We start from the raw sequence: 18,588 nt of genomic DNA on the forward strand, positions 1-18,588 counted from the left end.
CGTTGGCGAGCGTACATACGCTCATGCAAGCGCACGCATTTTGATTTGCATTGCACGAATCAGTCTATGCAAGCTGGCTTTCGAGCAGCAAATCAATGGTCGCTTAGGCAGAAATGTTGGAAAGGCGACTTAGCGAAGCCGTCCTGATTTCTACAATTGCACGGAATGGCCCGCCCGTCGCGTTTATTTCGAGGGCAGGTCAGGCGTCGCACATGCATTCAAGCATGCGTGATTGCGCGCAAAGTCAAGGCACAGGGAGCGGGGGCATCCCTTACTTTGTACGCCGCCAGAGACGAGGACATAACAATGAAACCGGTGGTATTCGGCAGCCGTTTCGGATGGCTGCATGCAGGCGCCAGCAAGCGCGGCGTCGTGCTGTGCAACACATACGGTCACGAATACGTATGGACCTATAGCGGTATGCGTGTGCTCGCGGAAGCGCTTGCGGCACAGGGCGTCTGGGTCTTGCGTTTCGACTATCGCGGCACGGGGGACTCATCCGGAGAAGATGCGGCGCCCGGGCAGTTCGAATCGTCGATAGATGACATCGGCGCGGCCGTCGACTTTCTCAAGGCGCAAACAGGCATCCAGCATGTGACGCTGTGCGGCTTTCGCGTCGGCACGGCATTCGCGGTGCAGGCGGCGCTGCGCCGTCCTGTCGATGATCTCGTATTGCTGGCGCCCGTCGTAAGCGGGCGCACTTATATGCGTGAGCTCAGTGTGACGCGCAAGACATGGTTCGATCAGCTTGCCGCGCCGCTGCGCGAGATACAGCCGCAGGACGGGCCGTTCAACGTGCTCGGGCAGGTTTATGGCGACGATCTGAAACGTGATCTCGAATGCATCGATCTGGCCGCAAGTGTCAAGCGCGCGGGCGTTGCGCCTGCGCGCCGCGCGTTGCTGATGCACGGACGTGTCGGCTCCAAAGACCCGCTACGCGATGCACTCGTCGAAGTCGGCGTCGACGCTCAGTCGCAGGCTTTCGAAGACATGACCGGCTTCATTCAGGAATCCGCGTTCACTGTGACGCCGAATGCGGCCTTTGCGAAGGTCGTCGAATGGATCGCGGGGGATCAGCCTCGACAAGCGGTCAAATCATTTTCGCCGTGGCCTGAAGAAGACTTGCGCATCGAAACGCCGGAAGCGATCGAGCGGCCCGTTTGCATCGGCGAGGAGGGGATCTTCGGCATTCTGTGTGAGCCGCGCCTTGCAGCGTCGCGGGGTGCGGTGTACCTGCTTGCGAATACGTCATCGAGTTCGCGGGTCGGCGACAGCAGACTCTCCGTGCGTATCGCGCGGGATCTCGCGAGGCGCGGCATCGCTTCGTTGCGATTCGATGCGCGTGGCCGTGGCGATAGTCCGGCTGTGCCGGGTATCGCGCATTCGGACACGCCTTATAACCGCATCTACAACCCCGTGGCGACGCAAGACACGGCTGCTGCGGCCCGTTGGCTGTCGCGCCAGGGCTATAAGTCGATCCTGTCGTTCGGCATTTGCTCGGGCGGTTATCACGCACTCAAGGCCGCGGTGATCGAAACGGCTATTACGGGCGTGGTCGCCGTGAATATTCCGACGTTCAAGCAGCCGGAAGACAAGACGGCCGAAGGGATGCGTGAATCGACGCGCAACTCGATGGCGGGTTACGCAGCGTCGATGTTCGAGTTGAACAAGTGGAAAGCGATTCTGCGCGGCGACAAGAATCTTCTGCGCGTGCTTGGTTTCATCGGCAGCTATGTGACGACGCGTGCGCGTTCCCGTATTGCCGATGCGTTCAGGCTCGACAGCCTTACGCATACGCCGCCCGAGCAGGCGACGACGCCTCAGTCCATCGCTCGTGCGCTCGACGCTAAGGGCGTCAGGACGGTCCTCGTCTACGGCAGCTACGATGCAGGTCTGGATGTGCTCGCGGCGCATTGCGGCAAGCTCGGCACGCGCCTCGCGCGTTACAGGAGCGTGCGCGTGCTGACGTTTTCGGATGTCGATCATTCGCTTTTCAATCCCGCAAGCTCCGCGCAGATCATTGCGTTGTGTGAGAGCGTCAGCAAGGAGACGAACGTGCCAGTGACGCAACCGGTTATCGCGGTTCGTGCGCCGGCTGTTCCGCTGAAGAAGGCTTAGAGCGTGGCAAGGAGTCTGGTGACAGGTTCCCCAGACTCTCTACGGCGACGTATGGAGCATTTATTAAAATGTCGCTAATTTATGTTATGTAAACTGTGAGATCGACCGGATCGTATCCGGCGACCCCCCTCACGTCCAAGCCACATGCGTGCGATCCAGATCCCTGTCGAGCTGATACGCCGCGCTGATCAACGCCAGATGCGTCAGCGCCTGCGGAAAATTACCGAGCGCCTCGCCACTCGTCGAGACTTCCTCCGAAAAAAGCCCGACATGATTCGCATAAGCCAGCATCTTTTCGAACACGAGCCGCCCCTCATCGACACGGCCCGCGCGCGCAAGCGCCTCCGCATACCAGAACGAACACGCGCTGAAACCGCCTTCCATGCCGGGCAAGCCGTCGAGCGTATCGCCGCGCGTGTACCTGAAAATCAACGGATCGACGCGCAAGTCGCGGCCGATCGCATCCAGCGTGCCGGTCCAGCGCGGATCCTTCGGGCCGATGAAGCGCACGAGCGGCATCATCAGCGCCGATGCATCGAGCGTCGATGACCCCGGCGTCTGCACGAACGCCTGCAACTCCTCGTTGAAAAATCGCTCGTGTATGTCGCGATGAATATCGTCACGCGTCTGGAACCATGTCGCGAGCGGCGCGGGAAGCGAACGCTTCTGCGCCAGCCGCAGCGCACGATCCACCGTCACCCAGCACATCAGCCTCGAATGCAAGAGCGGCCTCGTGCCGTTACGAAACTCCCAGATGCCATGATCCGCTTCGCGCCAATGCGCGACGACGTAATCGACGGTACGCGTCACATGCTGCCATCCCTTATAAGAGATAGCCGCGCCGTACTTGTTGTACAGATACACCGAATCAAGCAGCGCGCCGTAGACATCGAGCTGCGTCTGATCGCGCGCGCCGTTGCCGATGAATACCTTGCCGGGTAACGACGGTTCGAGACTCGACAGCTCCGCTTCCTCCATCGCCTGTTCACCGTCCACTGCGTACATCACGCTGAGCGAGCCGTCCGAACCGCAATCGCGATTGCGCTCGGCGATCCATCGCATGAACCGTTCAGCCTCGCCCGTATAGCCGAGCCGCAACAACGCATAGACGGAAAACGCGGCGTCCCGTATCCATGTGAAGCGATAATCCCAGCGTCGCGAGCCGTCCTGCGCTTCTGGCAAACCGAACGTCGGCGCCGCGACAATCGCGCCGTACTCGTCCGAGCTGAGGAGCTTGAGCGTAAGCGCCGATCGCAGCACGACTTCGCGATACCGCCCGCGATACGTCGATCGCGACGACCACGCCTTCCAGAAGTCGATGGTCTCCTGCAGCATGCCGTCGAACTTTTCCTTCGAGTCGAGCTTCGACAGTTCGTCGGCGGCGCCGAGTGCGAAGCATGCCGAATCGCCTTCGCGCATTTCCAGCGTCGCGCGTGCGCCGCTTTCAACTATCGATAGCGGCACGCTCGCACGCAACTGCAACGGCGGTGCGTCATCGGCGCGTCTGAATTCGACGCCCTTCTCCACCGCATGCGCCGTGTGCTTCGCACGCGCGTAGTCGAATCGAGGATCGCATCGCACGTCGAGCGTCATGCGTCCATACACGATCCGCACGATGCGCATCACGCAGTTCGGCACATCGTCCACGCGCGCCTCGGACGACGGGACCGGCATCACATCGAGCAGTTCGCACACGCCTTCCCCCGTCATGAAGCGCGTGAGCAGCACGTTCGTCTCCGGCAGATACATCTGCTTGACGTTCGCGCCGGCTTCTCGTGGAGCGATAGAAAACGCCCCGCCGTGCTCGTGATCGAGCAGCGACGCGAAAACCGTAGGGGAATCAATGCGCGGGTAACACATGAAATCGATCGCACCGCGCAGCGAAACAAGCGCAGCCGTCTTCATGTTACCGATCACACCGCGTGCATCGACAGGCAGCGCGGCGAGTGAAACTTGCTGAGACGGGTGGCCCATCGTGGCTTGCTCCGGCTTGACTTTGGCAAGCGGTCAAGCAAGGCCTATTCCCGTGATGGATAATACTGCGGCACTAACGCGCAGCAGTTCGTTCATCGCTGCCGGAAGCGGGCTGCATCGTCGTGGCGCGGAACGCGGCGTCGCTCGCGGACAGATCTTGTGCGGCGACTGCTTCGCCATGAGCAGGCGATACGTCGGCATGTCGCGACGACTTCCCCATGCCCGCAATGAAAAGCGTCACCGCGACGGCGACGCCGACGAGCACCGCGACCACTGCCACGCCCGACGATTTGCTTCTCATCCCTGCTCCTTCAATGCGATCGGTTCGGCGAAGCCTGCGAATCTAACAGCAAACGAGGACACCGTCAGTGTGCCGGCGCGCATTGGCGTGCGCGTCGAAGATTCGCTGTCCGTTCAAGCGGATAGCGTGCGGGTCCCCGGTTTGTCCACAGGCTTGTTCACCGAAACTGTGGATAGTTCGCCCTCCAATGAGACCTCTTTCGCGCCGGAACGCCTGTTGCGCGCCAGCAGGTTCAGGCCCTCGACAAAACCTGCAAAGCCCATCGCGGCGTAGATGTAGCCCTTCGGTACATGCGTGCCGAAGCCCTCCGCGATCAGCATCATCGCGATCACCAGAAGGAAACTCAAGGCCAGCGTCACGACGGTCGGATTGCGTTCGATGAAGCGCGCGAGCGGTTGCGCGGCGAACAGCATCGTCGCGACGGCGAAGATGACGGCGATATACATGATCGGCAGATGCTCCGTCATCCCGACTGCGGTGATGATGCTATCGACGGAGAACACGAGATCGAGCATCAGTATCTGGCCGATGGCAGCCCACGCGGTGATCGTGCCCGCACTCGGGACGACGCCGGGCGCTTCGAAATCCTTGCGCACGTGATGATGCATTTCTATCGTCGCTTTCCACACGAGGAACAGTCCGCCCGCAAGCAGAATCACGTCGCGCCAGGAGAACGCATGATCGAAGACGGAAAACACGGGCTGCGTCAAACGCGCGATCCATGCGACGGTGCCAAGCAATGCAAGCCGCATGACGAGCGCGAGCATGATGCCGAGGCGCTGCGTGCGTGCGCGATGCTTCGGCGGGAGCTTGTTGGTCAGGATGGAGATGAACACGAGGTTGTCGATACCGAGCACCACTTCCATCGCGATCAGCGTGACGAGGGCGGCCCAGACGGCGGGATCGGCGGCAAGCGAAAGAAGATAGTCCATGATGGTTGATTGGTCGATACGATGTTCGCTGAACCACGATCATCGTCATGGCGTGAGGCCGGAAAAATCAGCGATAATCGAATCGACAGTTCGGTTTATCCGAACCGAACGGAAACGGGAAGGAGCACAGCGATGCTCAACTATCGGCATCTGCACTACTACTGGGTCGTCGTGAAGGAAGGCGGCTTCGCCCGCGCGGCCGAGCGGCTCGACATGGCCGTGCAGACCATCAGCGCGCAAGTGCGCGAGCTGGAAAAGTCGCTGGGGCACCAATTGCTCAAGCCGGCGGGACGCGGCGTGACGATGACCGAAGCAGGACAGGCTGCCTTCGCGCGCGCGGAAGAAATCTTCGAGATCGGCCAGCTGATTCACGACGAAGTGCGCGAAGCGGCGAGCGGCACGCTGGCGCGCTTCGCTGTCGGGCTGTCGGATGGCATATCCAAACTGGCGGCGCAGGCGCTGCTCGCGCCCGTGCTGGGTGATCCCTCGCTGCGTCTGTTGTGTCACGAAGGCGAGACGGACGAACTGCTCGGCGAACTCGCGCTGCATCGTCTCGATCTCGTGTTGGCCAGTCAGCCCGCTCCGCATAACCAGAACATGCGGCTCACGAGTGAAAGGCTCGTTGCCTCGCCGGTGGACTGGTATGGGCCCGCGTCGATCGTGCGCAAGAGCGCCATCGATCACTTCCCCAAGAGCCTCGCCTCGCTCCCGATCCTGATGCCGACCGGGCATTCGTCGCTGCGCTCGCGGCTCGATCGATGGCTCGAGACGCAGCGCATCGCGCCGCGCGTCGTCGGCGAGTTCGAAGACAGCGCGCTGATGGCGGTCTTCGGTGCGCGTGGCCTCGGCGTTTTTCCGCTCGCGGAGTTCGGCGCGGGCGATGTCCCGCTGTTACGCGGCCTGCGCTGGCTCGGCCGCTCGCCGGACGTGAAGGAAGAGGTGCACGCCATCGTGTCGCGTCGCGGACGGCATCATCCGCTCACGCAACGCGTGCTCGCCGGCGTGAATGCATAACATCGGTTTTCTCGAAGTTCGTCTTCGAATGCTTCTGCTTTTTCCGATTGCCTCGCGCCCTTACGCTGGACTCACGTTCAACACGGAGACATCCATGAAACTCTTGTTCAAATCGCGCGAACCCGAAGCCATTTCGATGCACGAGCTTGCAAGGGCGCGCAGCGAATTCGTATTCCGCCGGCTTGCCTGGCTGATTTCGCGGGCGACGGTCAGCCTGTCCGATATCAACGGGCCGCGCGGTGGCGTTGACAAGCGCTGTCAGGTCGAATTGCAGGTGAATCGGGAGCACAAGGTCGTCGCGACGTCGATCGCACGCGACTGGCGAGGCGCGATCGATCTCGCCCTCGCTCGCGCGGTTCGGACGCTCGTGCGCAAGCGTCAGAGCGTGCGGCCGGCCAGGCGCGTGCGCGCACGCAGCCACGCGTTCAAGGGCTCGGCGGATGCCGCGCTCCAGGAGATGCCGCAAGCGCGCGCAAGCACGGCTGCGGCGTGAAACGCTACAGTGCGCGGCAGGCTTCCGCGCACTGGCGGCAGGCGTCGCTGCACGCCTGACAATGATCGGCGGGATGCCGGCTGCATTCGTCGGCGCATGCATCGCAAATGCGCGCGCACAAATCGCAGAAATCGCGCATGAATTGCGTGTCGCGTGCGAGCGATTCGGAGGTGAAGCGGCAAAGCGCGGCGCAATCGAGATCGAGGCGGATGCACTTCTCCATCTCCGGGAGGCGCCCTTCCGCGATGCACGCCGACGCGCAGTTGTGGCAGGCCGCCGCGCAGCGATCGAGCTTGGCGATGCAGTCGATGTAATCGCTCATGAACGGCTCCTCGTTAAGGATGCGTCGAGTCCGGCGGGACCGGATTCTTGTCCTGCGATGACGGCAGCGCATTCTCGCTTGCTTCGTGCTTGCGCTGCTCCTGTGCGTCGAGGCTTTCCTGACGCGTATCGCTAGCGGGAGTCGCTTCGCTGAGCGGTTCGTCCATATCGTCGGCGGTCGTGCGGGGCACGGGCGTCTCGCCTGGCGTCTGAGTCATGCTGACCTCCATCGGTTAGAAACAGCAGTTCGCCTGGCGACGCAGCAAGCCACGGTCCCGTCGCTACCGCCTGCCGTCCTCGATCGACTCGAAGCCGCCTTCGGGCACCGCGTTCATCGACATGAACAGCATGCGCAATTCGGTGCTGAGTCCGTGAAAGTGACAGGTGAACGTGTCCGGTTTGGCGAAGTACCACGGCGTATTCAGCTCATTGAAACCGACGAGTTCAGGTGAATCCGGCTCCGGGCACAGTCCGTGTGAAATCATTTGTTCCAGGAAGACCATTTGGTCGCCGTTGCTGGAAAACGTGTGCTTGACGTCCTCGATTTCGAGCACGCGCGCGAGAATGCTTTGGAGGACGGCTGCATTCGCTTCGGTGCGACGAAAGCCCATCAAGCCCGAGTTGAACCGCCAGCCGGCGATATCGGCGGTCAACACGCGATCGCGGCCTTCCGTGAACCGTTCCAGCCCGACCGTCGGGTCCATCACGAGAATTTCTGCGTCCACCCAGAACACCCACTCGTGGTGCGGCAGATACTTCCCCAGCAAGAATGGCTTCGACCAGTTGCCGCACGCTTCGCGTGGGAAATCGACGGGAACATCGCGGTGTTGATAGAGCGTGTAGCCGCGGCGTTCGCAATAAGCGCGCAGGCTGGCTTCTCCATAGCGTGCGTATCTGGCGATGTTCGGCGTGTACAGCATCACGACCGCGATTGGCCTGCCCGGCTGATACACGGTGACCGGCTCATTGGTGACAGGTTCCGGCTCAGGCATGTCGAAGACCAGGCGATCGCCGGCTGCGTGGCAATCGTTGACATGACGAGCGAAGACAGCGCGCCAGCGCGGGCCGTACTTGCTATAGAGCCGGGGCGTGAAGACCAGCGACACCGCGACAACCGGCATGCCGCGAAGATCCGGATGCTGGCCCGACCACATCGATGCAATAGGAGTGACGCCATTGAGAAGATCCCAGTCCGGCACGCTGGGAAACGCTTCCAGGAGTTCCTCTTCGGTCACGAACTTGCCGAAGTCGAAGAACTGGCGGCATCGCGCGGCCATGCCACGCGCAATGCGCCGTGTTTCCTCATTGCTTCGGATGACGAATAATTCCGTGTTCACGCCGAAGTGCCCTTTCGTCACGAGACTGTCGCGCCCTTCCATGATGCGCTCGAAGTGCTCGAATCGAATGAAGAGCGCATTCTCGGTCGCGAAGATCAGAATCTCGCCGTCCGCGGCTTGCGCGAGACGGTCGCTGATCATCTGATACTTGAACAGCACGCCGAGTTCGGGCGAATCGACGCTGCTCGAGAGGCATTCGTTGACGTGCGCCGTGTGTGTTCTGCGGCAATACTCCGCGTGATTGTCTCGCGAAAAAATCGCGTGACGGTCGGAGAAACAGCTATGAAGTGTGACCATGTCGATTTTGAGTCGAATGTGCGAAGGCATGAGGCACGGACTTACGCGCCGCGCGAAGGGGACCTAGCATATCCGTCAGCGCTGACCGACTTGCAAATTATTGCGTCATTCGAAGCATTGGCAGTGAGCGGCGCAGCTATCCCGCACTGAATTGTAGGACGCGCGGCGGCCCGCATGGCGTCGTCGTCATGTCTTGATCACACGAACCACACCCGCCGCGACGCCCAGCGCCGCCGACACCGCTCCGCCGATCAGCGCCACCAGCGCCCCGCTCTGCCCGAACAGGCCGAACGCGGCCGCGGCGAGCGCCGCCCCGAGCGACAGGCCGATCATGCGCGCCATCGTCATGAGACCGCCTGCCGCGCCGCTGCGTTCGTGCGGCGCGGATGTCAGCATGATGCGATTGTTCGGCGTCTGAAAGAGTCCGAAGCCGATGCCGCAAACTGCGACGCGCCACGCGATATCGGCATTCGACGGCGCAGCTGGCAAGCCGATCAGGAGGCATAGCCCGATGGTCATGATCGCGAGTCCGATGCCGCCGATCAGTCCGGGCGCGTGACGATCGGACAAGCGTCCCGCGAGCGGCGCGACGAATACGATCACGAGCGGCCACGGCGTGACGAGCAGGCCGGTCATGGTTGCACTGCGCGCGAACTGATGCTGCAACATGAACGGCAACGCGAGATACGCGAGCGTCTGCGCGACATACGAGCAGATCGACGTCACCGAGGAAAGAGAAAGAATCGGGATGCGCAGCAGATCGAGCGGCACGAGCGGCGCGGGCCGTCCGCGCTGGTGCCGGATCAATGCGAAGCCCGCCACGCACGCAAGAACGATTTCGACGACCGGCAGCGCGTGCAACTGCGCACGGCCGCCCGGATCGCCCTCGCCGCCACCGAGCCCGCCGATGCCGAGAATGAAGAGCGCAATCGCGATTGCGCTCAAGCCCGCACCGGCGAAGTCGAAGCGGCGCGGCGCGCCGGGCATGCCGGCGGGCAGCATGGTGCTGGCGAGGCACAGGCCGAAGATGCCGAGCGGCACGTTGACCGCGAAGAGCCATCGCCAGCCCGCCACCGACAGGATGCCGGCCGCGACCGTCGGCCCGAGCGCGGCGGACAGCGCGACGGTCAGCCCGAGCAACGCGATGCCGCGCCCGACGAGCTTCGGCGGATAGACCTGCCGCAACAGCGCGGGAACGATGGTCGACATGCACGCCCCGCCGACGCCCTGCAACGCGCGCGCAGCGATGAGCAGCGGCAGCGTCGGAGCCGCCGCGCAGGCCACCGATGCAAGCGTGAACAGCACGACGCCCCACAGGAAAACGCGCTTGAAGCCGAGCATTTCGCCAAGTGCGGCGAGCGGCAGCACGGACACCGCGACGGCCAGTTGATACGCGGTCACGACCCACACGGTATCGGCGGCGGAGCGAGAGAGGTTGTGCGCGATCGTCGGCAACGCGACGTTTGCGATCGACGAATCGAGATTGCCGAGAAACGTGCCGAGCAGCACGGAAACCACCGCCCAGTAATTGACGCGCTGCACCGGCTGGTCTATTGGGTGTTTCGTGTCGTGTTGTGTATCGTTTTTCATGTTCGTTCGTCGATTCATGGCGATGACGCCGATCTCGGCGCACGCATGGTAACGGACGCGAGCCCTCGCTGCACCATGCACGCCGTTCTTCGACAGGAGTCCGCACATGCCCGAAACGACCGACGTGCTGATTGCAGGCGCAGGCCCGGTCGGCCTGATGCTCGGCGCCGAATTGCGCCGCGACGGGGTCGATGTCCGCGTGATCGACGCTCAAGCGGGGCGCTCGTTCTTCGTGAAGGCGCTGGGCGTGACGGCGCGCACGCTCGAACTCTTCGACGACCTCGGCGTCGTTCACGAGGCGATCGATGCGGGCGTCTGGCTGACCGGGGCCGACGCCTATCGTGACGGCGCGCTGGCATCGAGCACGCCGGTGCCGCGCGAAGGGCTGCCGTATGGTGCGTTGTCGCTCGCGCAGCATGAAACCGAGCGCATCCTCGAGCGCGCGCTGGCGCGACACGGCGGGCGCGTCGAATACGGCGCCACGCTCGTGGATTTCAAAGCGGATGCGGACGGCGTGTCATGCACCGTGCGAACCGCTGCGGGCGATGCACGCGAACTGCGCTGCCGATGGCTTGTCGGTTGCGACGGCGCGCGCAGCACCGTGCGCAGGCATCTGAATGTGCCGTTCGAAGGCGACCAATATCCGCAGACGTTCATGCTCGCCGACGTCGATGTCGACTGGCATCTGCCGCGCGGCCCGATGATTCGCATCAGTCACTCGGCGACCGGCGAGGGCCGCGGCCCGGCGACGCTCGCAGCGGTGCCGGTGCGCGGATCGCCGCGCCGATACCGCCTGTCGATGGTTCTCGCGCCCGACGACGCCGCCCGCCTCGCTTCCATCTCCGCGCCGGAGTTCGCGGAAATTGAGCGCATCATGCTGCCGGTCCTGCCGGACGGCACGCGGCTGTCGTCGATGCGCTGGTCGTCGGTGTATCGCGTGAGTCACCGGATCGCGGCGCGTTACGCATGCGGCCGCGTCTTCCTCGCCGGCGACGCCGCGCATATCCATCCGCCGGTCGGCGGTCAGGGCATGAACACGGGCTTGCAGGACGCGCACAACCTGGCGTGGAAGCTGACGCTCGCCGCGCGAGGACTCGCGGGGTCGTCGCTGCTCGAGAGCTACGAGGCGGAGCGGCGTCCGGTCGGGCTCGACGTGGTGGAATCGACGAGCCGCGCGCTCGACACCGTGTTGGCGCATGGCGAAGTGAGGCCGGCGATGCGCGAGACGCAGTTGCTTATCGGATATCGCGGCAGCCCGATCGTCGCGGATGCGTGCGATAACCTCGCGCCAGCGTGGCCCTCGCCGGGCGACCGCGTGCCGGAGATCGGCGGCTTGTCGGAGGACTTCATCGGTCATCGGCAGCGGATCGCCGCGCATATCGGCCACGGGAGACACACGCTCATCGGCTACTGCACCGACGACACTTCCTTCGCCGCCACCGTCGATGCCTGGCGCGCTGCGCTCGGGGACGCAGCGAACGCGGTGCGGATCGCCGCGCCCGGGGCCACAAGCCGCGCAGGCGCGACATATCGCGCGCTGACCGATTCGGCTGGAGAATTCGCCGCCGCGTTCGGCGCGCGCAGCGGCATGATCTGGGCCGTTCGGCCCGATGGACATATCGGCTTCAGAAGCAGCGAATGCTCGGCTGCGGCGCTGACGGCGTGGCTCGACAGCGCGCATGCAGCCTCCAGATGAAAGCCGCGCTTACCCCGCCGCCATGTGCATCGCGCCGGGCGCGTGCCGGCCATCGAGTTCGTCCTTCCCATACTGAATGGCGAACTGCGCTGCCGCCCGCGCCGTGTCGAACGGCCGAAACGGTCCGACCGCCCGCCGCACGCCTCCCGGCCGCTCGATCAGCACCGTCGATACGAATTCGCCCGCCGCATGCACGACGACCGCCGACAACTCACAGCCCTGATAGTTGACTGGAATGGAGTCCATTGCTGACCTCGCTACGATTGATTTGGCCGGACGATGCAGTCGATTCACCCAAAGACCGCGCGTCGGAAGAAGCTCGCCTGCGTGATGTCGCGAAGCGGGCCCGCATGCGTCATTTGTATCGCCGATCGGCGAATCTGCACGTTCGTCGACGAACATTTGCCGCGACCGCCTTGGCCCCGTTTGTGCATGATTCGCGTTTAGCCGGTATGCTCGACGTGCCGTCCAGGACGAGGACGGCTGACGACCGCAATCCAAGCCCTCTTCGATGACACCAATTCGACCGCAACTGAAACTCAAAAGCACCGGCTGGGCAATTGCCTGCGCCGCTGCGGCGCTCATCGGCTCGAGCGCGCACGCCCAGGAATTCTCGGTGCTCGCCGGCCCGCTGAAGAGCGGCAGTCAGAACACGTACTCATGGGAAGCGAACTATCGCGAGGGGCTCGGCCCCTATGCCGCGTGGAGTTTCTCCTGGCTCAACGAAGGCCACATTCCGAATCATCATCGGGATGGTCAGTCGGTGCAGTTGTGGGGCCGGCTGCCGCTGATGAACAACCGGCTCGAGTTGTCGGCGGGAGCGGGGCCGTATCGATACTTCGATACCAGCGAGGCGCAAGCGGGCGGCGACTATTCGAACACGCACGGCTGGGGCGCGATGCTGACGCTGCGCGCCGCGTACTACTTCGACAATCGATGGATCGCGCAACTGAAGCTCAACCGGGTGCAGGCTTTCGGCGGTCCGGATACGACCGCCCTCCTCTTCGGCATCGGCTATCAGCTGGATGCACCGAACGGCCACGGTCCGCGTGATAGCGCGCCTTCGCGCACGACCAACGTCACCGGCAACGAAGTCACCGTCATGCTCGGCACCACCGTGCTGAACAGCCTCGACTCGGAGACGAAGCTCGCGGCGGGCATCGAATATCGGCGCGGGCTGTGGCGTTATGTCGATTTCACCGCGTCGTACCTGCATGAAGGCGGGCATGTGCAGTCGCGTCGCGACGGCGTCGCCGCGCAACTCTGGGCGACACGCGCCTTCTTCGATGACCGCCTCACGCTGGGCGTCGGCGCGGGCCCGTATCTGTCCATCACGCAGAACGACGATCTCCCGCAAAACCGCACCGGCGACGGACGCTTCTCCGGGCTCGTTTCGCTGTCGGCGAGTTATCGCTTCACGAACCGCTGGCTCGCGCGCCTCACGTGGAACCGCATGGTGACGCGTTACGACCGCGACGCGGACATCATCGAGGCGGGCGTCGGCATGCGCTTCTAGCGCGCCGGCTTGCGCAGGCAACGGGACGTGGCCCGTTACTTGCACGCGGACGAGCCGTTCCCAGCACGGATGCCCGCCCTATGTTCGAAACCACGCCCAGACTTCTGGTGATTTCTCCGCATCTCGATGACGCCGTGTTCGGCTGCGGCGCATCGCTCGCGGGCGCGTCACATCCGCGCGTCTGCACGGTCTTTACCGGCTGTCCGGCGCAAGACCTTCATACCGACTGGGACGCGCAATGCGGCTTCACGAGCGCACTGCAAGCGATGGCCGCGCGCATCGAAGAGGACAAGCGGGCGCTCGGCATACTCGGCGCGGCGCCCTTTCATTTGGGCTTTCTCGATTCGCAATACGTTCCCGATGCGGCGCAGTCCGCGAAGCCGACACGCGAATCGATTGCGCATGCGTTGACCGACGCCATCGACGAGCATCGCCCGGATGCGCTCCTGATTCCGCTCGGACTCTTTCATTCCGACCATATCCTCGTGCACGAAGCGGCTTGCGATGCGTGGCAGAAGCGTCCCGGCGTGACGTGCTACGGGTATGAGGAAGGGCTATATCGCCGCATGAGTGGCGCTGTGCAGCAGCGCATGGCCGATCTGCTCGAACGCGGCATCGAGGCGACGCCGTTCAATCCGCCGCTTCCCGCGCCAGCGGAACTGCAGCGGCGCCATGCACTGAAGCACGAAGCCGTCAGTGCCTATGCAAGCCAGTTGAAGGCGTTCGGCGACGATGGCTACGACGACGTCTTCATGCCCGAGCGGTACTGGCAGCTCGCGCCTGCGAAGGACCGTCGATGAGCGCCGTGCCGCAAGCATCGACGCATCCACATGACGACCGCGCCGCTCGCATCAGCGTTGTCGTGCTTACGTATAACCGCGCCGAGCAGGTGCTCGATACGCTCGCAAGGCTTGCTGCATTGCCCGATCGCATCGAGATCGTCGTGGTTGACAATGCATCCACCGATGACACGGCCGAGCGCATCGCCCAAGCGTTTCCGTTCGTCGAGCTCGTCGTCGCGCCGTCGAACATGGGCGCGGCGGGCCGCAATCTCGGCGTCGACCGCGTGAGCACCGAATACGTCGCCTTCTGCGATGACGATACCTGGTGGAGCGCAGGCTCCTTATCACGCGCCGTCGATATCCTCGATGCCGCTCCGCGCGTCGCAGTGCTCAGTGCGCGCGTGGTCGTCGGTGAAGACGGCGCCGCCGATGAAACATGCGAACGCATGCGCGTGAGTCCGCTCGGTGCGCGCGGCTTGCCCGGGCCATCGCTCGTCGGTTATATGGCAGGCGCGAGCGTGTTTCGCACGAACGTATTCAAGGCGATGGGCGGCTATGAACCGCGCCTTTTCATCGGCGGTGAAGAATCGCTGCTTGCGCTCGACATGCTCGATCATGGCCACGCACTCGTTTATGCCGATGAACTCGTGCTTCATCATCATCCGTCGCCGATACGCGACAGCGCGTTGCGTCGCCGTCTTCTTGCCCGCAACGCGGCGTGGGTCGCATGGCTTCGGCTGCCTTTGCGTGAAGCGATCGGCGCGAGCCTGCGTGCGCTCAGCGTCATGCGTCGCGAGCGCACCTTGCCGCGCGATGCGCTGCAACTGCTGCGCGGCCTTCCCTGGGCGCTGACGCGGCGTCGTGTGATAGGCCGCCACGTCCAGATGATGCGTGCGATCGTTCGTGATGACGATCGCCGTCGAGAAGCACGATAAGCGCGGCGCGCGCGAACTCACGAAATTACTCATAACTACAAGCAGCGTGTAAAAGCGTGTCCCTGGTTGAGAAGCGTTTTAACGAAATTGCTTTCGTCTCCCAACGAACAAACGATTCTGCGCATTTTTGCAGGCGTGGCACAACGAATGCTCAACCGCCAGCGTGTTTCGAAGCGCGCTCGCAATCCTTGGGCCGCGAGCGCTTCCGGGGCCATCTCATACAACGCGGATCAAGGGGCCATCACGTGAAGATCGCACTTATCAGTGAGCATGCGTCGCCTCTTGCGGTGGCGGGCGGCGTCGACAGCGGCGGGCAGAACATCTACGTCGCGCATGTGGCGCGGCACCTTGCGCGCAATGGCCATGAAGTCGATGTCTTCACACGCCGCGACCGTTCGCTGCTGCCGCTCGTGTCGCGCTTCGAAGGCATCCAGAACATACGCGTCATCAATGTGCCGGCAGGCCCGCCGGTGCAGTTGCCGAAAGAACAGCTTCTGCCGCACATGGACGAGTTCGCCCGCTTCATGATCGGCTACTTCAGGAAGCAGGCGACGCCCTATCACGTCGTGCATGCGAACTTCTTCATGTCCGGGCTTGTCGGCATGCGCATCAGGGAAGCGCTCGGCACGCCGCTCGTCACGACGTTTCACGCGCTCGGCCGCGTGCGCCGCATTCATCAGGGCGCAGGCGACGGCTTTCCCGACGAGCGCTTCGATATCGAGGACGCGCTCGTGCGCGAATCGGACTCGGTGATCGCGGAATGCCCGCAGGATGAAGCCGATCTGCTCTCGCTGTATCACGCGGATGCCTCGCGTATCGATCTCGTGCCATGCGGCTTCGACAGCACCGAGTTTCATCCGATGAAGAAGTCCGAAGCGCGCGAACGCCTCGGCTGGCCGCAGGACCGCTTCATCGTATTGCAGCTGGGCCGCATGGTGCCGCGCAAGGGCATCGACAACGTGGTGCGCGGCATCGGCCTCTGCAATCGTAAGCTCAACGAAGAGGCGCACCTGTATGTGATCGGCGGCAACTCGGACGAAGCCAACGAGATCGCGACGCCGGAGATCGGCCGCCTGCGTGGCATCGCACGGGAATGCGGCGTGGCGGACAAGGTCAACTTCCTCGGCCGTCATGGACGGCAACGCCTGAAGGTCTTCTATAACGCCGCCGACGTGTTCGTCACGACACCGTGGTATGAGCCGTTCGGCATCACGCCGCTCGAAGCGATGGCGTGCGGCCGGCCTGTGATCGGCGCGGACGTGGGCGGCATTCGCTATTCGGTCGCGCATCGCGAGACGGGCCTGCTGGTGCCGCCGAAAGACCCCGCCGCACTGGCCGATGCGCTCGCCACCCTCAAGCGCGATGCCGCGCTCGCCGAACGCATGGGCGCGGCGGGACTCGAACGCGCACGCGCGATGTTCACGTGGGCGAGCGTGGCGCAATCGCTCGAGCGCGTCTATGCGCGCGTGGCCGATGTTGACATGGCAAGCGATGATCGCACTCGCCGCGCGGCATACGGCGGCGCGAGCGCATGAAGCCCGCTGTCTTTCTCGACAAGGACGGCACGTTGCTCGATGACGTGCCCTATAACGTCGATCCCGACAAGATGCGTCTTGCGCGCGGCGCGTTCGATGCACTGGCGACGTTCGCGCGCATGAACGTGCCGGTCGTGGTCATCAGCAATCAAAGCGGCGTCGCCCTCGGCAAGTTCGATGAAGCCGCGCTCGTTCATGTCGAACAGAAACTGCATGCGCTCGCAGCCACTGCCGGCGTGAAGCTCGCAGGCGTGTACTGGTGTCCGCATCATCCGCAGGGGACGGTCGCGCGTTACGCGCTCGCGTGTGATTGCCGCAAGCCTGCGTCCGGCATGATCCGGCGTGCCGCGCGTGAACTCGGTCTCGATCCCGAACGAAGCTGGTTCGTCGGCGACATTCTCGACGATATCGAAGCGGGCCATCGTGCGGGCTGCCGCGCGGTGCTCATCGACAACGGCAACGAAACCGTATGGCAGCGCGGCCCGCTGCGCGAGCCGGATGCAATTGCAAAGGACATGAGCGAAGCCGCGCGCATCATCGAACGGGCGTGGCATGAGACGGAGCTCTCGACATGAAGCGCGAGATTCCGCTCACGCTGCAGCCCGTCACCGCCCATGCACGCGCACCGGCCACTGCCGTCCAGCGCGTCTGGGGCGAGGACGTGCGACGCATTCTGTGCATTCGTCCCGACAATCTCGGCGATGTATTGATGACCACGCCCGCGATTCATGCGTTGAAGCATGCGTATCCCGGACGGCATCTGACCTTGCTCGCGTCGGGTTCCGGCGCGCAGGCGGCGCGTTTCATCGACGACATCGACGACGTGATCGAATATCACGCGCCGTGGGTCAAGCACGACCAACCGATCGACCCCGCCGCCGATCTCGCGATGCGCGAACGTCTTGCATCGCTCGGCTTCGACGCCGCCGTGATCTTCAGCGTCTACAGCCAGAATCCGCTGCCTGCAGCGATGCTGTGCCATCTGTCGAATATCCCGCGAAGGCTTGCGCATTGCCGCGAAAATCCATACGGCCTGCTGACGGATTGGGTGGCGGAATCCGAGCCGCAGCACGGCACGCGGCATGAAGTGGAGCGTCAGCTTGCACTCGTTGCAAGCGTCGGCGCACATGCCAGCGATACGCGCATGCGCTTCGACTTGCGCGCGGCAGACGAAGCCTCGCTCGCTCGCAAGCTCGCCGATCGCGGCATCGATGCCGACGCGCCCTGCTTCGTCATGCATCCAGGCGCGACTGCTGCATCGCGCCGCTATCCGCCGGAACGTTTCTCGCAAGCCGCACGCGTGCTGGCCACGCGCACCGGATGGCCCGTGCTCGTCACCGGCTCCGCGGGCGAAGCCGCATTGTGCGAGTCCGTCAGCGCAGGCGATGCACGCATCGTCGATCTCGCGGGCACGCTGGAACTCGGCGAACTCGCGGCGCTCATCAGGCAGGCGCGCGTGCTGATTTCGAACAACAGTGGTCCCGTGCATATCGCGTCGGCGCTCGGAACGCCCGTCGTCGACCTGTATGCGCTCACGAATCCGCAGCACATGCCGTGGCAAACGCCGCACCGCGTGCTCTATCGCGATGTGCCCTGCCGCTGGTGCTATCGCAGCGTGTGTCCCGAAGGGCATCACCAGTGTCTGCTCGGCGTGAGCGTCGACGAAGTCGTTGACGCCGCGATGTCCCTGCTCGATGCCCGCACCGAACACCAACCTGCTCATCTGACATTACCCTGAGAGACGCGC

18 protein-coding genes are annotated in these 18,588 nt (G+C 63.7%); 10 read left to right on the top strand and 8 right to left on the bottom strand.

Annotated elements, in window-relative coordinates:
- Positions 1–306: 306 nt before the first annotated feature.
- Entirely contained in the window at positions 307–2,118 is a 1,812-nt protein-coding gene (locus P9255_RS06365) for an alpha/beta fold hydrolase (protein WP_309766081.1), read from the top strand.
- A gap of 129 nt (positions 2,119–2,247) precedes the next feature.
- Here the strand turns inward: P9255_RS06365 and P9255_RS06370 are convergent, their stop codons facing one another.
- The 3 genes from P9255_RS06370 to P9255_RS06380 all read right to left on the bottom strand — a co-directional run bounded on the left by P9255_RS06370 (position 2,248) and on the right by P9255_RS06380 (position 5,325).
- A complete protein-coding gene (locus P9255_RS06370; RefSeq protein ID WP_309766102.1) occupies positions 2,248–4,092 on the bottom strand; it encodes a glycoside hydrolase family 15 protein in 1,845 nt (614 codons plus the stop codon).
- Positions 4,093–4,165: 73 nt separating this feature from the next.
- Positions 4,166–4,393 (bottom strand): hypothetical protein, encoded by a 228-nt coding sequence (locus P9255_RS06375; protein WP_309766103.1) that lies wholly within the window; start codon positions 4,391–4,393, stop codon positions 4,166–4,168.
- A 113-nt stretch (positions 4,394–4,506) separates the two neighbouring features.
- On the bottom strand, positions 4,507–5,325 hold the full coding sequence (locus P9255_RS06380) for a TerC family protein (RefSeq protein WP_309766104.1): 819 nt from the start codon (positions 5,323–5,325) through the stop codon (positions 4,507–4,509).
- Between the two features lie 132 nt (positions 5,326–5,457).
- On the opposite strand from P9255_RS06380, the gene P9255_RS06385 reads away from it, so the two are divergent.
- Complete coding sequence (locus P9255_RS06385; protein WP_309766105.1) at positions 5,458–6,339, top strand: LysR family transcriptional regulator; 882 nt, start codon at positions 5,458–5,460, stop codon at positions 6,337–6,339.
- Positions 6,340–6,433: 94 nt separating this feature from the next.
- Positions 6,434–6,832 (top strand): HPF/RaiA family ribosome-associated protein, encoded by a 399-nt coding sequence (locus P9255_RS06390; RefSeq protein ID WP_309766106.1) that lies wholly within the window; start codon positions 6,434–6,436, stop codon positions 6,830–6,832.
- Positions 6,833–6,836: 4 nt separating this feature from the next.
- Here the strand turns inward: P9255_RS06390 and P9255_RS06395 are convergent, their stop codons facing one another.
- The 4 genes from P9255_RS06395 to P9255_RS06410 form a co-directional block, all read right to left on the bottom strand.
- Positions 6,837–7,154, bottom strand: a complete 318-nt coding sequence (locus tag P9255_RS06395) for a four-helix bundle copper-binding protein (RefSeq protein ID WP_309766107.1) — start codon at positions 7,152–7,154, stop codon at positions 6,837–6,839.
- A gap of 13 nt (positions 7,155–7,167) precedes the next feature.
- A complete protein-coding gene (locus P9255_RS06400; protein ID WP_309766108.1) occupies positions 7,168–7,371 on the bottom strand; it encodes a hypothetical protein in 204 nt (67 codons plus the stop codon).
- A gap of 63 nt (positions 7,372–7,434) precedes the next feature.
- Positions 7,435–8,787, bottom strand: a complete 1,353-nt coding sequence (locus P9255_RS06405; RefSeq protein WP_309789262.1) for a hypothetical protein — start codon at positions 8,785–8,787, stop codon at positions 7,435–7,437.
- Between the two features lie 186 nt (positions 8,788–8,973).
- Positions 8,974–10,377, bottom strand: coding sequence for an MFS transporter (locus P9255_RS06410; protein ID WP_309789264.1), 1,404 nt, complete (start codon positions 10,375–10,377; stop codon positions 8,974–8,976).
- Between the two features lie 106 nt (positions 10,378–10,483).
- Here P9255_RS06410 and P9255_RS06415 point away from each other — a divergent pair, with 106 nt between their 5' ends.
- Positions 10,484–12,073 carry an FAD-dependent monooxygenase gene (locus tag P9255_RS06415; RefSeq protein WP_309766111.1) on the top strand — a complete coding sequence of 530 codons (1,590 nt, stop codon included), beginning with the start codon at positions 10,484–10,486 and terminating at the stop codon, positions 12,071–12,073.
- A 9-nt stretch (positions 12,074–12,082) separates the two neighbouring features.
- Here P9255_RS06415 and P9255_RS06420 read toward each other — a convergent pair whose 3' ends face one another.
- Positions 12,083–12,319, bottom strand: coding sequence for a hypothetical protein (locus P9255_RS06420; RefSeq protein ID WP_309789265.1), 237 nt, complete (start codon positions 12,317–12,319; stop codon positions 12,083–12,085).
- A 265-nt stretch (positions 12,320–12,584) separates the two neighbouring features.
- Here P9255_RS06420 and P9255_RS06425 point away from each other — a divergent pair, with 265 nt between their 5' ends.
- The 6 genes from P9255_RS06425 (at position 12,585) to waaF (ending at position 18,579) form a co-directional block, all read left to right on the top strand.
- Positions 12,585–13,589: a hypothetical protein gene (locus tag P9255_RS06425; protein ID WP_309766113.1), complete on the top strand. Its 1,005-nt coding sequence runs from the start codon at positions 12,585–12,587 to the stop codon at positions 13,587–13,589.
- Positions 13,590–13,669: 80 nt separating this feature from the next.
- Complete coding sequence (locus P9255_RS06430; RefSeq protein ID WP_309766114.1) at positions 13,670–14,389, top strand: PIG-L family deacetylase; 720 nt, start codon at positions 13,670–13,672, stop codon at positions 14,387–14,389.
- Positions 14,386–15,306, top strand: a complete 921-nt coding sequence (locus P9255_RS06435) for a glycosyltransferase (RefSeq protein ID WP_309766115.1) — start codon at positions 14,386–14,388, stop codon at positions 15,304–15,306. Before P9255_RS06430 ends, P9255_RS06435 begins: the two co-directional genes overlap by 4 nt.
- 245 nt (positions 15,307–15,551) lie before the next feature.
- Complete coding sequence (locus P9255_RS06440; RefSeq protein ID WP_309766116.1) at positions 15,552–16,841, top strand: glycosyltransferase family 1 protein; 1,290 nt, start codon at positions 15,552–15,554, stop codon at positions 16,839–16,841.
- On the top strand, positions 16,838–17,416 hold the full coding sequence (locus tag P9255_RS06445; protein ID WP_309766117.1) for an HAD family hydrolase: 579 nt from the start codon (positions 16,838–16,840) through the stop codon (positions 17,414–17,416). The genes P9255_RS06440 and P9255_RS06445 overlap by 4 nt, the downstream gene beginning before the upstream one ends.
- A complete protein-coding gene (waaF, locus tag P9255_RS06450; RefSeq protein WP_309766118.1) occupies positions 17,413–18,579 on the top strand; it encodes a lipopolysaccharide heptosyltransferase II in 1,167 nt (388 codons plus the stop codon). The genes P9255_RS06445 and waaF overlap by 4 nt, the downstream gene beginning before the upstream one ends.
- Positions 18,580–18,588 lie beyond the last annotated feature (9 nt).

The organism is Caballeronia sp. LZ019 (assembly GCF_031450825.1).
Classification (GTDB): domain Bacteria; phylum Pseudomonadota; class Gammaproteobacteria; order Burkholderiales; family Burkholderiaceae; genus Caballeronia.

Coding starts and splice junctions, on each gene's coding strand:
- P9255_RS06365 (WP_309766081.1), top strand. CDS start 307: ATGAAACCGGTGGTATTCGGCAGCCGTTTCGGATGGCTGCATGCAGGC.
- P9255_RS06370 (WP_309766102.1), bottom strand. CDS start 4,092: ATGGGCCACCCGTCTCAGCAAGTTTCACTCGCCGCGCTGCCTGTCGAT.
- P9255_RS06375 (WP_309766103.1), bottom strand. CDS start 4,393: ATGAGAAGCAAATCGTCGGGCGTGGCAGTGGTCGCGGTGCTCGTCGGC.
- P9255_RS06380 (WP_309766104.1), bottom strand. CDS start 5,325: ATGGACTATCTTCTTTCGCTTGCCGCCGATCCCGCCGTCTGGGCCGCC.
- P9255_RS06385 (WP_309766105.1), top strand. CDS start 5,458: ATGCTCAACTATCGGCATCTGCACTACTACTGGGTCGTCGTGAAGGAA.
- P9255_RS06390 (WP_309766106.1), top strand. CDS start 6,434: ATGAAACTCTTGTTCAAATCGCGCGAACCCGAAGCCATTTCGATGCAC.
- P9255_RS06395 (WP_309766107.1), bottom strand. CDS start 7,154: ATGAGCGATTACATCGACTGCATCGCCAAGCTCGATCGCTGCGCGGCG.
- P9255_RS06400 (WP_309766108.1), bottom strand. CDS start 7,371: ATGACTCAGACGCCAGGCGAGACGCCCGTGCCCCGCACGACCGCCGAC.
- P9255_RS06405 (WP_309789262.1), bottom strand. CDS start 8,787: ATGGTCACACTTCATAGCTGTTTCTCCGACCGTCACGCGATTTTTTCG.
- P9255_RS06410 (WP_309789264.1), bottom strand. CDS start 10,377: ATGAAAAACGATACACAACACGACACGAAACACCCAATAGACCAGCCG.
- P9255_RS06415 (WP_309766111.1), top strand. CDS start 10,484: ATGCCCGAAACGACCGACGTGCTGATTGCAGGCGCAGGCCCGGTCGGC.
- P9255_RS06420 (WP_309789265.1), bottom strand. CDS start 12,319: ATGGACTCCATTCCAGTCAACTATCAGGGCTGTGAGTTGTCGGCGGTC.
- P9255_RS06425 (WP_309766113.1), top strand. CDS start 12,585: ATGACACCAATTCGACCGCAACTGAAACTCAAAAGCACCGGCTGGGCA.
- P9255_RS06430 (WP_309766114.1), top strand. CDS start 13,670: ATGTTCGAAACCACGCCCAGACTTCTGGTGATTTCTCCGCATCTCGAT.
- P9255_RS06435 (WP_309766115.1), top strand. CDS start 14,386: ATGAGCGCCGTGCCGCAAGCATCGACGCATCCACATGACGACCGCGCC.
- P9255_RS06445 (WP_309766117.1), top strand. CDS start 16,838: ATGAAGCCCGCTGTCTTTCTCGACAAGGACGGCACGTTGCTCGATGAC.
- waaF (WP_309766118.1), top strand. CDS start 17,413: ATGAAGCGCGAGATTCCGCTCACGCTGCAGCCCGTCACCGCCCATGCA.